We start from the raw sequence: 12,904 nt of genomic DNA on the forward strand, positions 1-12,904 counted from the left end.
ACTGTAACGCATGACGCATCTCGAGGGACTCCTTCCGCCGATGAAATGGAACGCGTGGGGAGATCCCGCCGCCGCCAAGCCGCTTTCCGATGGCATCCGATCTTTACTGAAACAGGTCGTGGGCCTGGAAGATTCGGATGAGGTCGAACTCGAACCCGACCAGGTTCAGTTGCGCCCGTCGTCTTTGTCGCAAGCGGATCACGATGCGCTGGCCGAGATCGTCGGCGCGGAGTATGTCCGTACCGCCGACCGCGATCGGCTGCTGCACGCCGGCGGCAAGTCCACGCCCGACATGCTGCGGCGGAAGGACCGAGGCGTCCAGGACGCTCCCGATGCGGTGTTGCTGCCCGGCGGCCCCAGCGGCGAGGACACCGTCGCCGCGATCCTGCGCTACTGCTCCGAACACGGCATTGCCATTGTCCCGTTCGGGGGTGGCACCAACGTCACCGGTGGGCTCGATCCCACACGCGGTCAGTTCAGCGCTGTGATCTCACTAGATTTGCGGCGCTTCAACCAACTGCACTCCCTCGACGAGGTGTCCGGCATCGCCGAATTGGGGGCCGGTGTCACCGGCCCGGAGGCCGAACGCCTTCTCGGCGAGCACGGCTTCTCGCTCGGGCACTTCCCGCAGAGCTTCGAGTACGCCACGATCGGGGGTTTCGCGGCCACCCGGTCGTCGGGCCAGGACTCGGCAGGCTACGGCCGGTTCAACGACATGATTCTCGGTCTACGCATGATCACCCCGGTGGGCATCTGGGATCTCGGTCGGGTTGCGGCGTCGGCGGCCGGACCTGACTTGCGCCAGGTGGCTATCGGCTCGGAAGGCACCCTCGGCGTCATCACCAAGGTGCGGCTGCGGGTGCACCGCGTACCCGAAACGACTCGCTACGAGGCATGGTCGTTCCCGGACTTCGCCATCGGGGTCGCGGCTCTGCGCGCCATCACCCAGACCGGCACCGGACCCACCGTCGTCCGCCTCTCCGATGAGGCCGAGACCGGAGTCAACCTCGCGACCCACGAAACGATCGGTGAAAACCAGGTCACCGGAGGCTGTTTGGGGCTGACCCTGTTCGAGGGCACCAAGGAGCACACCGAAAGCAGGCACGCCGAGACGCGGGCGCTGCTGGAAGCCCACGGCGGCAAGTCGTTGGGCGAAGGCCCAGCCCAGACCTGGGAGCACGGCAGATTCAGCGCACCCTACCTGCGTGACTCGCTGTTGGCCGCGGGCGCGCTCTGCGAGACCCTGGAGACGGCCACCGACTGGTCCAACATTCCGACGCTGAAAGCCGCTGTGACCGAAGCACTTACCAGCTCGCTGGCCGAATCGGGCACACCGGCGCTGGTGATGTGTCACGTCTCCCATGTGTATCCCAGCGGCGCGTCGTTGTACTTCACCGTCGTCGCCGGGCAGCGCGGCAATCCGATCGAACAGTGGTTTGCCGCTAAGAAAGCCGCCTCAGACGCGATCATGGCCACCGGCGGCACCATTACCCACCACCACGCGGTCGGCGCCGACCACCGTCCGTGGATGCGCGACGAGGTGGGCGATCTTGGCGTGCAGCTGTTACGTGCCGTCAAGGCGAACTTGGATCCGGCCGGAATTCTCAATCCCGGCAAGCTGATTCCGTGACCGCGGAAAGCACCATCACCGGGCAACTGCGCCAGCGCGAGATCGCCAAGGTAACCGCGCTGACCAATCCCCTCTCGGGACATGGCGCCGCGGTAGGCGCGGCACGGCACGCGATCGCTCGGTTGAAGCATCGCGGTGTGGAGGTCGTCGAAATCGTCGGCGAGGACGCGGAAGATGCGCGCTATCTCGTCGCCGCGGCGCTTGAAAAGGGCACTGACGCGGTCGTTGTCACCGGCGGCGACGGCGTGATTTCCAATGCCCTGCAGGTATTGGCGGGCACCGACGTCCCGCTGGGAATCATCCCCGCGGGCACCGGCAACGATCACGCCCGTGAATTCGGAATTCCTACAAAGGATCCCGAGGCCGCCGCGGACATCGTCATCAACGGCTGGACGGAAACCATTGACCTGGGCCGAATTAGCGACGGCAAAGGCGTTGACAAATGGTTCGGCACCGTGGCGGCAACCGGATTCGATTCCCTAGTGACCGATCGCGCCAACCGGATGCGTTGGCCACATGGGCGGCTGCGCTACTACATCGCGATGCTCGCCGAGCTGTCGCAGCTGCGACTGTTGCCGTTTCGGATGGTGCTCGACGGAACCACGGAGATCGACTCCGACCTCACGCTTGTGGCCCTGGGTAATACCCGCAGCTATGGCGGTGGGCTGCTGATCTGTCCCAACGCCAATCACTCGGACGGGCTGCTCGACATCACCATGGCGCAATCGGATTCTCGAACCAAGCTGATCCGCCTGTTCCCCACCGCCCTCAAGGGCACCCATATCGGCCTTGACGAGGTGAGCACGGCACGGGCCAAGACAATCCACGTCGAGTGCCCCGGTATCAACGTGTACGCGGACGGCGACTTCGCCCGCCCGCTACCCGCCGAGATCTGCGCGGTCCCGGCCGCGCTACAGATTCTGCGACCCAACCATTAGGTGGATGCAAGCCTGCGCGGCCAGTTCGAGTGCGGGCGATCCGTGATTGGACGCGGATCATCCGCTGTGCCCCGACCAAAGGCTCGCGCCAACCACCCAGGGGTATTAGGCCACTGGTGCAATTTGCTTTGGTGAGGGCGCAGTCTTCGTGACATTTGACGACGCGATTTCGCCACGCATGCCAGCCCGCACGGCTGACACACCCTGCCGGACTGCTTGTACTGCGGCCCCACAGCACATAACCGGGTCGCAATCATGTAACGACCGGTCCATCGAATGCGACATCTTTTCAAACCGGCACACGCGGGAGGAAAGAATGTCCGGACTTCGCAAGACCGCGCTGGTCGCCTTGGCGGCTGCGTCGTTCGGGGGCTTGCTAGCTGCCCCGAAAGCCTATGCCGGTGAAGTTGCGTCGTGGAACGGGCAATACATCCTGACGCTGTCCGCCAACGCGAAGACGGGCACCAGCATGGCGGCCAGCCAGCCGGAATATGCCCACCGGACTAGCGTCTCCGTTAGTTCGAGCTGCTCAGCGGGCGGCTGCGTCGCCACTGTGAACGACCCTCCCCCACCCAAGAATGAATCCATGCCGCGGACAATCGAATTCACCTGGAATGGGTCTCAGTGGATACGTGAGATGAGCTGGAAGTGGGACTGCCTACTACCCGACGGCACCATCGAATATGACCCGGCGAAATCCATAACGGTCTACACGCCGGGCGATCACGGAATCCTCACCGGCGTCTTTCACACCGATATAGCGAGCGGCGCGTGCAAGGGCAATGTCGATATGCCGGTGTCGGCAAAGCCCGTGTCAGTTCCGGTCAATTAGCCCACGCCCCGGCTGAGCCAGGTCACTTCACCGGCGTCGCCGCCGTCGCGGTACACCTCGAGCGCCTCGTCCCACGCCGTCCCCAGCACCGAATCCAGTTCGGCGGCCAATGTGTCGGCGCCCTGCGCCATCATCGCCCGCAGCCGCATCTCCCCCACCATGATGTCGCCGTTTGCGCTCATCGCGCCGCTCCACAAGCCCAGTTGGGGCGTGTGGCTGAACCGCTGGCCGTCGACTCCCGGGCTGGGATCCTCGGTGACCTCGAACCGCAGCACCGACCAGGAGCGCAACGCATTGGCCAGTCGCCCCCCGGTGCCCACCGGCCCGACCCAGTTGGTGACCGCCCGCAGCTGTCCGGGCATAGCCGGCTGCGGCGTCCAGACCAGGTTCGCCTTGGCCTGCAGGGTCGACGACAACGCCCACTCGACATGCGGGCATACCGCCGCGGGCGAGGCGTGGACGTACACCACACCGGCCGTCACGTCGGCGAATTGATTCGACGCACGCATCTGTTGCTCCTTCGGTTCCACGAGGGACGTCTTCCCCAACGACCTGGTGAACCCGACCAAGCAGGATGCTTGCTGATATTTGTGTGTCTTGCGTGTCTATTGTGCCTTGTGAGGCCCCTGTTGCGCTAGTGTGCAGTTCCGTCAAATTTCACTGGGCCAGCACGCGATCGCTGAGCGCCGGCCACAGATCGAGCGCCCAGTCGCCGAAATCGCGGTCCGTGAGGACCACCAGCGCCAGGTCGGCCTCGGGATCTGCCCAGATAAAGCCGCCCGATTGGCCGAAATGGCCGTACGTCCGCCCCGAGTTGCGCGGGCCCGTCCAGTGCGGCGACTTCGAATCCCTGATCTCAAAGCCCAGCCCCCAGTCGTTGGGCCGCTGGACGCCGTAGCCGGGCAACACACCATCCAGACCTGGAAACTGCACCGCGGTGGCGTCGGCGTGCATCTGCGCCGAGACCGTCGACGGACGCAGCAGGTCACCCGCGAACGCCGCTAAGTCGGCAATCGTCGAGGTCGCCCCGAACCCGGCGGTCGCGGCACCGCCTTCGAGGTGGGTTGTCGCCATCCCCAGGGGCTCGCACACCGCCTCGATGAAATACCGGCCGAACTCGATTCCCGACTCCCGCTGCACGGTTTCGGCCAACACCGCAAAACCATAGTTGGAATACATCCGCCGGGTGCCGGGCCGAGCCAGCGCCTGATTGGAGTGCATCGCCAGCCCCGAGGTATGCGCCAGCAGGTGGCGAATCGTGGAGCCGGGCGGACCCGCCGGGGTGTCGAGGTCGACAACCCCCTCCTCGACTGCGATCTGCGCCGCACGGGCCACCAAGGGCTTGGTCACCGACGCCAACACAAACACGTGTGCGGTGTCGCCGTGCGTGGCTAGCACTCCGGCAGGTCCGACCACCGCCGCGGCAGCATTGGCCACCGGCCAATCGGCGAGGGGGTCGAGCGCATCCAGGGCGGGCACTACTTGGTGGCGATGTAGTAGTTGTTGATCGGGTCCGACTCGATCTCTGCCACCCGCACGTCGGCAAACCCGGCATCGGCGAGCATCGAGGTGGCCAGCTGCCATCCCCACGCCGTGCCGAGTCCGGCGCCGTCCAGGGCCAGCGACACGGTCATGCAGTGCATCAGTGAGACCGTATAGAGGTAGGTGCTCATCGGGACGCTGACGTTTTCTTCGAGTCGGCTCGACGCCTTGATGTCGGCCATTAGCAGGACGCCGCCGGGCCGAAGTGCCCGGTAGATGTTTGCCAGCACCTGCGCCGGTTGCGCCTGATCGTGGATGGCGTCGAAAACGGTGATGACGTCGTAGGCCTCCGGCTTGTCTAGTTGAGCCAAATTGTGACTTTCGAAGCTGGCGTTGGTCAGGCCGAGACGATCCGCCTCGGCAATGCCCGTCGCGATCGCCTCATCGGAGAAGTCGATGCCGGTAAACCGGCTCGCCGGAAACGCCCGCGCCAGCACGTTGATCGCATGGCCGCTGCCGCAGCCGAAATCGGCGACGTCCGCGCCGCTGCGCAGGCGCCCCGGGAGTCCGTCGACCAACGGCAACACGACGTCGACGAGCGAGGCGTCGAAGACCGCGCCGCTCTGCTCGGCCATCAGCTTGTGGAAGCGGGGATATTCGCTGTAGTGCAGCCCTCCGCCCGTTCGGAAACAGTCGATGATCTTCTGTTCGACGTTGCCGAGCAACGGCAGGAACTGGGCCACCACGGCGAGATTGTCCGGCCCGGCCGCGCGGGTCAGCACGGCCGCACGGTGGGCAGGCAGCGAGTAGGTGGCGGTATCGGCGTCGTAGTCGACGATCTGCCCAGTGGTCATGCCGCCCAACCACTCCCGCACGTAGCGCTCGTTGAGGTCCGCGGCCTCGGCGATCTGGGCGCTAGTGGAAGGTGGCAGCCCAGCCATCGTGTCCAGCAGCCCGGTTTGATGTCCCACGCTCACCAGGATCGCCAGGCTGGCGCCGTCAATGGTCGCGATGATCCGTTCGGCGAAGTCTTCGCCTGTTTCCGAGGCTGTCTCGGGTGCTCCGCTCATGGTCAGCGACGCTACACCGTAGGTTGAATGCCATGAGTCAGACAGTGCGCGGCGTGATTTCCCGTAGCAAGGGCGAACCCGTCGAATTGGTGGACGTCGTCGTCCCCGACCCCGGGCCCGGCGAGGCCGTCGTCGACATCATTGCCTGCGGCGTATGCCACACCGATCTGACCTACCGCGAGGGCGGCATCAACGACGCGTACCCGTTCCTGCTCGGCCACGAAGCCGCGGGCACGGTGGAAGCGGTCGGCGAAGGGGTGACGACCGTGCGGCCGGGCGACTTCGTGATCCTGAATTGGCGCGCCGTATGCGGCCAGTGCCGGGCCTGCAAACGCGGCCGGCCGCACTATTGCTTCGACACCTTCAACGCCGAACAGAAGATGACACTGACCGACGGCACCGAGCTCACACCTGCGCTGGGCATCGGCGCGTTCGCCGACAAGACACTGGTGCACTCCGGCCAATGCACCAGGGTCGACCCGGCCGCCGATCCCGCCGTCGCCGGCCTACTGGGCTGCGGAGTGATGGCCGGTATAGGTGCGGCGATCAACACCGGGGCCGTTACCCGGGATGACACGGTCGCGGTGATCGGCTGCGGCGGCGTGGGCGATGCCGCGATCGCGGGGGCGGCGCTGGTGGGCGCGAAACGGATCATCGCGGTCGACACCGACAACACGAAATTGGACTGGGCGCGCAAGTTCGGTGCCACCCATACCATCAACGCCCGCGAATTCGACGTCGTCAAGACGATCCAGGACCTCACCGACGGCTTTGGCGCCAACGTGGTGATCGACGCCGTCGGCCGGCCGGAAACCTGGAAGCAGGCCTTCTACGCCCGCGACCTCGCCGGAACCGTTGTGCTAGTGGGCGTTCCGACACCCGACATGCGCCTGGACATGCCGTTGGTGGACTTCTTCTCCCACGGCGGCGCGCTGAAGTCGTCGTGGTACGGCGATTGCCTGCCCGAACGCGACTTCCCCACGCTCATCGACCTCTACCTGCAGGGCCGCCTTCCGCTGGACAAGTTCGTCTCCGAACGCATCGGGCTCGACGACATCGAGGACGCATTCCACAAGATGCACGAGGGCAAGGTGCTGCGCTCGGTGGTGGTCTGGTAATGGCCGCGATCGAACGAATTGTCACGCACGGCACATTCGAACTCGATGGCGGCAGTTGGGAAGTCGACAACAACATCTGGCTCGTCGGCGACGCCGCCGACGTCGTGGTCTTCGACGCCGCCCATGACGCGGCTCCGATCCTGGCCGCCGTCAAGGGCCGCAATGTGGTTGCGGTGGTGTGCACGCACGGCCACAACGACCACGTGACGGTGGCTCCCGAACTCGGCGAGGCCCTCGACGCACCGGTGCTGCTGCATCCCGGCGATGACGTGCTGTGGCGAATGACTCACCCGGACAAGCACTTTCGCACCATAGACGATGAAGACACGTTGCGCGTCGCGGGAACGGAGTTGCGGGCGCTGCACACGCCGGGCCACTCCCCCGGGTCGGTTTGCTGGTATGCCCCAGAACTTGGCACCGTGTTTAGCGGCGACACCCTCTTCTCCGGCGGACCTGGCGCAACCGGCCGCTCATACTCCGACTTCCCGACGATTCTGCGATCGATAGCCGATCGGCTCGGCACATTGCCCGGCGACACCGTCGTGCACACCGGGCACGGCGACAGCACCACCGTCGGCGACGAGATCGTCCATTACGAAGAGTGGGTGGCCCGCGGCCACTAAGTCCGCCCGCGAGCGTGCGCAGAATGTCAGCCGTACCGGCGTGTCGGCGAACAGACACGCACGCTCGCCACAACAAGCTAGCCCAGGATCCGCCGCTTTTCGGCCTGAAACTCCGCTTCCGTCAGCGCTCCGGAATCTCGCAGCGCCGCAAGCGTTTTGAGTCTCTCTAGCCTGACGCCTTCGTCGGTCGGTTCGTAAGCCCCAGCGTAAGTGTTCGCTACGGGTGTGGTCAGTATCGCCGACGCCGCCTTCCGCCTGGGGCGAGTCATCCACCTGATCGACAAGGCTAGGTCAACCAGGCCGACGGCGAACATGCCGACGAACACCCACACCAGGTAGCCATACGAACTCTTGTGTCCGAACGCCAATCGCGGGTTGATGAATCCGTTGACCTGGCCATCCGTGGTGATGTTGTAAGTACCCTCGGCGGGAATCTGAACCAGCCAGACCCGCACATGCGCATCGTTGTTGACCGTCGTCGTGCTACCGATGCTTTCCCTCACTACCGGTTGCGGGACGCCGTCCGGGGGGTTGATCGTGACCCCAAGCGGTGGCACCGGCAGCCCGCTGCCACTAGGACCGCTGATGACCGCCGTGTGCAGGCTCACGGTGACTTCGCCGGCCGGCAAATGCAGGCTGCCCGATCCCGGGACGGGTACTTCGCCGTAGGCGTTGTACTTGTCCAGAAAAAATGCGTTGAGCACCAGTACGGTGATGAAGCCGCCCACCGAAACCACCAGCATCGCAATGGCGGCGGCCAGCGAAATCTTGGCGAGCCGTGCGCTACTCATTCACGCAGTGTTTCACGCGGGCAACTCGGTGACGACGAAACACCATAACCGCGCCAGCGCCACCGAGAACCGCAAACGCCGTCACCGGCGCCCAGTCTCCGAGTCGCTGGTAGGGCGTAGTTGTCGAGCCCAACGGAACGCTGACCATGACGACCCCACGGAATTCCGACGAGCACCACGCCAGCCGACGGCCCCGAGCGTCGAAGGCCGAACTATCGCCGGACAATCCGACATGCACCGCCGGGCGGCCCACTTCGACGGCGCGGACCGCAGGCTGGCTGGCCAATTGCGGCTGCGCCCAACTTCCTTGAAACGTCGACGTGGAACTCTGATACACCAGCAGCCCGGCGCCCCGCTGCGCCGCACCGCGGGCGAGATCGGAGAAGGTTGCCTCATAACTGATCAGCGGTCCGATCTCCAGGGAGCCCACGCGCAGCACCACCGGCCCGGTCCCCCGCCCCCGGTCGTCGGCGGCGGCTTTGGTGCCGCGCGTGAACCGGCCTAAAAGCGGTCGCAGCGGCACGTATTCGCCAAACGGCACCAGCCGGGTTTTCCGATAACTGCCCACTGCTCCGTGCTCGCCGACGAGCACCGCCGTCTTGTAGATGCCCCCGTTGGGTGTGCGCGCGTCGACGTTGACCAGCAGGTCCGCTCCGACCTGCCGCGACAGCTCCGCGAGGCGGGCCAACACCTCCGGATGGCTGTCGAGATCTTGCCCGACGCTGCTTTCTCCCCAGACCACCAAGTCCGGCCGCTGACTCGCGAGCGTTGCGGTGAGTGCTTCGCTGGCCGTCCGCCGGACCGTAGCGTCGTCGATGTCGCCGGTCTGTACCAACGCCACGAGCACGGTCGCACCGCCGGTTGTCGCGTGGCCCAGCAGATACCAGGCCGGGCCGAGTCCAGCGCACGCCAGCATGCAGCCCAATGCGACACATCGACCCATTACGTCCCGGTGCAGGATCAGGCCGGTGATCGCGGTATTTGCCGCGGCGACAAGAAAACTCGTCAGCCACACCCCGCCGAGTGCGGCCGACGCAAGCGTCACAGGCTGGTTCCATTGCGACGCACCCAACGATGCCCACGGACCGCCCAACGAGTGCCACGACCGCACCGCTTCGGCCGCTACCCACACGCTGGGCAACACCATCACGGCGGCAACCGTGCGCCCGGTAGTGACCGGCGCCGACAGCAGCCGGTGCGCGAGCCACCCCCACGGCAGCCACAACGTGCCCAGTCCAATCGGCAACACTGCCGCCACCGGGCCAACGCTGGTCACCAGCCAGTACTGGGTGGTCAGCACGAATCCGACAACACCCCACCACGCGCGTACGGCGCCCTGCCAGGACGTCGGCGCGGCCCGCACCACCAAGAGCAGCGGGACCACGCCGAACCAGGCCAGCCACCACCACGACGGCGCGGGAAAAGCGAGCGCAAGTAGCGCGCCAGCGGCCAAGGCCGCCGCCCAGCCAGGGATGCGCCGTCCCACGCTCGTGGCCATGCAGATCAGAATGCCGCTCAACTTCGCGGAAGACGAGGGAAGGAGGACACTGGGACCCACCGGAGACCAAGCAACCGGAAAAGGGAGTGATACGCATGGCCAACAATCTCGTCGCCACGGTGCCCAATCTTTCCGGGAAGCTGGCGATTGTCACCGGAGCCAATAGCGGTCTCGGGTTCGGGTTGGCCCGGCGGCTGTCGGCGGCCGGCGCCGACGTGGTGATGGCGATCCGCAATCGCGCGAAGGGTGAGGCGGCGATCGAGGAAATCCGCAGCGCGGTTCCCGACGCCAAGCTGACCATCAAAGCACTCGACCTGTCGTCACTCGCCTCCGTCGCCGCGTTGGGCGAGCAACTCAACGCCGAGGGCCGCCCGATCGACATCCTGATCAACAACGCCGGTGTCATGACGCCACCCGAACGCGACACCACCTCAGACGGCTTCGAATTGCAGTTCGGCAGCAACCATCTCGGACACTTCGCGCTCACCGCGCACGTGCTGCCGCTGTTGCGCGGGGCCAAGGGCGCGCGCGTGGTATCCCTGAGCAGCCTGGCGGCCCGCCGCGGTCGGATCCACTTCGATGATCTGCAGTTCGAGAAGTCGTACGCCGCGATGCCGGCCTATGGCCAGTCGAAGTTGGCGGTCTTGATGTTCGCTCGGGAGCTGGACCGCCACAGCCGCAAGGCGGGCTGGGGCATCGTGTCCAATGCCGCACATCCGGGATTGACCAAGACCAACCTGCAGATCAGCGGGCCGTCACATGGCCGGCAAAAGCCGGCTCTGATGGAGCGTTTGTACAAGGCGTCCTGGCGGTACGCTCCGTTCCTGTGGCAGGAGATCGACGAAGGTATCCTGCCCGCACTTTATGCGGCCGCGACACCGCAGGCCGAGGGCGGGGCATTCTATGGACCGCGCGGGTTCTATGAGGCCGCCGGCGGCGGCGTGACTGAGGCCAAAGTTCCCGCTCGTGCCCGCAACGAGGCTGATAGCCAACGTCTCTGGGAGATCTCCGAGCGGCTCACCGGCGTTAGCTACCCGGACTAGCCGCCGCGTGAGATTCCCGGAATCTGCGGAATGTCCGGAATCGGCGGGACCGGCGGAATCGGCGGCGGATTCGGCAGGGCCGGTGCCTGCGGCGCCGGTGATTGCGTGGTTGCCGACGGCAGGGTGGTCACCGGAGCGGATGTCGGCGATGGCGGTGGCGTAGTGGTGACGGGCGGCGGAGTCGTGGTAGCGGGCGGCGCCTCCGTCGTCGTCGGCGGCGGCGGCGTTTCCGTAGCCGGCGCCGGTGGCGGCGGAGGCGCTTGCTGGGTCGGTGGCGCTGGCTGACTGGTCTCGGGTGTGGGTCCGGTGGTTCCGGTATCCGTCGACGGTGGGGCGGCGGGCGGCGCTGAGGAACTGGGAACGGTAGTCACGCCCGTGGCGGGCGCGGGCTTGTTGTCGGACGAGCTCAACCCGATCACCACCGCGGTACCCACGAGCAGCACCGCGACGACAGTGCCGATGATGATCACCGCCGGCAGCCGATACCAGGGAATGATCGTGGGTTTGGGCTCTGCTTCCACGCGGGAGTCGCGGTCGAAGCTCAATTGCGGGCGTGCGGCCGTGAACCCGGAGCCTCCCAAAGAACCTGGGTACTCGCCGGTGCCCGCAGGCGTGGCGCGGGAGTCGTCGTCGGCCTCCGACCAGGCCAACGCGGGCTGCAGAACCGAGACCGGCGCATCGACCATCCCGTTCGCCGCCGGTGCCGGCGCCGAAACAGCCGGGGCCGTAACCGGCGGAGTCGATGCCTTCGGCGTCAACACCGTCGCACTGGCATCGGCTGGACCGCCCGCGGCCCGCAGCGCGGCGCCGATCGCTGCCGTCAGTTGCGGACGCGGCGTCGTCACCACCGGGACGCCGAAGCGCCCCGACAGCGTGGTGGTGATCGCCGGGATGTTGGCTACCCCGCCCACCGAAACGATTGCAACCAGCTTGGCCGCGCGGATTCCGCTGCGCCCCAACGTCTGATCCAGTGCGCCGACAAACCCGTCCAGCGAACCGCGGATCGTGTCCTCGAGCTCGTTCCTGGTGAGCCGGACTTCCCCGCGCATCCCCGGTAAGTCGCCGAGCGTGGTGACTGTGCTGGACGAGAGCTGCTGCTTGGCATTCCTGCATTCCGTCCGCAGCCGCGCCAGCGAGCCGATCGCAAAGGTGCCCGCCGGGTCGAACGGGCCCGTGCTCGGAATTTCCGCCATGACGTAGGTCAACAACGCCTGATCGATCAGGTCGCCGCAGAAGTCGTGATAACGCACGGTTGCCGCCACCGGCTGATACTCGCCGTCGGCGTCAACCACCGTGATGCTGCTGCCGCTACCACCGAAATCGCACACCGCGACAATCCCGCGGGCCGGGAGGCCGGGGTTGGCCCGCACGGCGAAAAGCGCTGCCGCGGCGTCGGGGATCAGCGACGGCGGTTGCGCCCCACGCGACCACTCCGATACCCGGCTCAAAGCGGCGCTCAGCGCGTCCACCGCCGCGGGTCCCCAGTGGGCGGGATAGGTCACCGCGACACTGTCGGGTAGCGGGCGGCCGCCGGTGGCCGCATAGCCGAGCGCCCGCAGCCCGTCGGCGACCAGGGCCTCGCTGCGGTGCATCGAGCCGTCGGCCGCCACGATTTCGACCGGGTCCCCCACCCGGTCGACGAAGTCGGTGATCACCAGGCCGGGCTCGTAGAGTCTGGGATTTTCCGGTGGGACGCCCACCTCGGACGGGCGCTGTCGGTACAACGTCAGCACCGGCTTGCGGGTGAGCGCGTGATCCGCGGTGACCGCCGCTAGGTTGGTGGCACCGATCGACAGGCCCAGTGCGGACCGTGGTGCTGCTGCCATGTGGTCCAATCCCCGTGTTCAGCGGCATGTCCCGGCCATCCCGCCTACCCGAA

The 12,904-nt window shown here is 66.3% G+C and carries 12 protein-coding genes; 6 read left to right on the top strand and 6 right to left on the bottom strand.

What is annotated here, in order from left to right:
- The first annotated feature begins 40 nt into the window (after positions 1 to 40).
- The 3 genes from AADZ78_RS16925 (at position 41) to AADZ78_RS16935 (ending at position 3,400) form a co-directional block, all read left to right on the top strand.
- Positions 41 to 1,630 (top strand): FAD-binding oxidoreductase, encoded by a 1,590-nt coding sequence (locus AADZ78_RS16925; RefSeq protein ID WP_085250048.1) that lies wholly within the window; start codon positions 41 to 43, stop codon positions 1,628 to 1,630.
- Positions 1,631 to 1,644: 14 nt separating this feature from the next.
- Positions 1,645 to 2,568, top strand: coding sequence for a diacylglycerol kinase (locus AADZ78_RS16930; RefSeq protein ID WP_139828639.1), 924 nt, complete (start codon positions 1,645 to 1,647; stop codon positions 2,566 to 2,568).
- 316 nt (positions 2,569 to 2,884) lie between these two features.
- A complete protein-coding gene (locus AADZ78_RS16935; protein WP_085250013.1) occupies positions 2,885 to 3,400 on the top strand; it encodes a hypothetical protein in 516 nt (171 codons plus the stop codon).
- Here the strand turns inward: AADZ78_RS16935 and AADZ78_RS16940 are convergent.
- The 3 genes from AADZ78_RS16940 to AADZ78_RS16950 all read right to left on the bottom strand — a co-directional run bounded on the left by AADZ78_RS16940 (position 3,397) and on the right by AADZ78_RS16950 (position 5,952).
- Positions 3,397 to 3,909 (bottom strand): DUF3145 domain-containing protein, encoded by a 513-nt coding sequence (locus AADZ78_RS16940; protein ID WP_085250047.1) that lies wholly within the window; start codon positions 3,907 to 3,909, stop codon positions 3,397 to 3,399. The two genes, AADZ78_RS16935 and AADZ78_RS16940, sit on opposite strands and share 4 nt — an antisense overlap.
- A 148-nt stretch (positions 3,910 to 4,057) precedes the next feature.
- Complete coding sequence (locus AADZ78_RS16945; RefSeq protein WP_085250046.1) at positions 4,058 to 4,870, bottom strand: serine hydrolase domain-containing protein; 813 nt, start codon at positions 4,868 to 4,870, stop codon at positions 4,058 to 4,060.
- A gap of 8 nt (positions 4,871 to 4,878) precedes the next feature.
- Positions 4,879 to 5,952: a class I SAM-dependent methyltransferase gene (locus AADZ78_RS16950; protein ID WP_085250012.1), complete on the bottom strand. Its 1,074-nt coding sequence runs from the start codon at positions 5,950 to 5,952 to the stop codon at positions 4,879 to 4,881.
- A 32-nt stretch (positions 5,953 to 5,984) separates the two neighbouring features.
- Here AADZ78_RS16950 and AADZ78_RS16955 point away from each other — a divergent pair, with 32 nt between their 5' ends.
- Positions 5,985 to 7,070 carry an S-(hydroxymethyl)mycothiol dehydrogenase gene (locus AADZ78_RS16955; protein WP_085250011.1) on the top strand — a complete coding sequence of 362 codons (1,086 nt, stop codon included), beginning with the start codon at positions 5,985 to 5,987 and terminating at the stop codon, positions 7,068 to 7,070.
- Positions 7,070 to 7,693, top strand: coding sequence for an MBL fold metallo-hydrolase (locus AADZ78_RS16960; RefSeq protein WP_085250010.1), 624 nt, complete (start codon positions 7,070 to 7,072; stop codon positions 7,691 to 7,693). Before AADZ78_RS16955 ends, AADZ78_RS16960 begins: the two co-directional genes overlap by 1 nt.
- Before the next feature lie 77 nt (positions 7,694 to 7,770).
- On the opposite strand, the gene AADZ78_RS16965 is transcribed toward AADZ78_RS16960, so the two are convergent.
- The gene (locus AADZ78_RS16965; RefSeq protein ID WP_085250009.1) at positions 7,771 to 8,484 is read right to left on the bottom strand and encodes an SHOCT domain-containing protein; all 714 of its coding nucleotides are present in this window, start codon (positions 8,482 to 8,484) and stop codon (positions 7,771 to 7,773) included.
- The gene (gene lnt, locus AADZ78_RS16970) at positions 8,477 to 9,982 is read right to left on the bottom strand and encodes an apolipoprotein N-acyltransferase (protein ID WP_085250008.1); all 1,506 of its coding nucleotides are present in this window, start codon (positions 9,980 to 9,982) and stop codon (positions 8,477 to 8,479) included. The genes AADZ78_RS16965 and lnt overlap by 8 nt, the downstream gene beginning before the upstream one ends.
- A gap of 95 nt (positions 9,983 to 10,077) precedes the next feature.
- Here lnt and AADZ78_RS16975 point away from each other — a divergent pair, with 95 nt between their 5' ends.
- Positions 10,078 to 11,025: an SDR family oxidoreductase gene (locus tag AADZ78_RS16975; RefSeq protein ID WP_085250007.1), complete on the top strand. Its 948-nt coding sequence runs from the start codon at positions 10,078 to 10,080 to the stop codon at positions 11,023 to 11,025.
- Here AADZ78_RS16975 and AADZ78_RS16980 read toward each other — a convergent pair.
- Positions 11,022 to 12,851, bottom strand: a complete 1,830-nt coding sequence (locus AADZ78_RS16980; protein ID WP_085250006.1) for an Hsp70 family protein — start codon at positions 12,849 to 12,851, stop codon at positions 11,022 to 11,024. The genes AADZ78_RS16975 and AADZ78_RS16980 overlap by 4 nt on opposite strands.
- Between the last annotated feature and the right edge of the window lie 53 nt (positions 12,852 to 12,904).

The organism is Mycobacterium riyadhense (assembly GCF_963853645.1).
GTDB lineage: Bacteria > Actinomycetota > Actinomycetes > Mycobacteriales > Mycobacteriaceae > Mycobacterium > Mycobacterium riyadhense.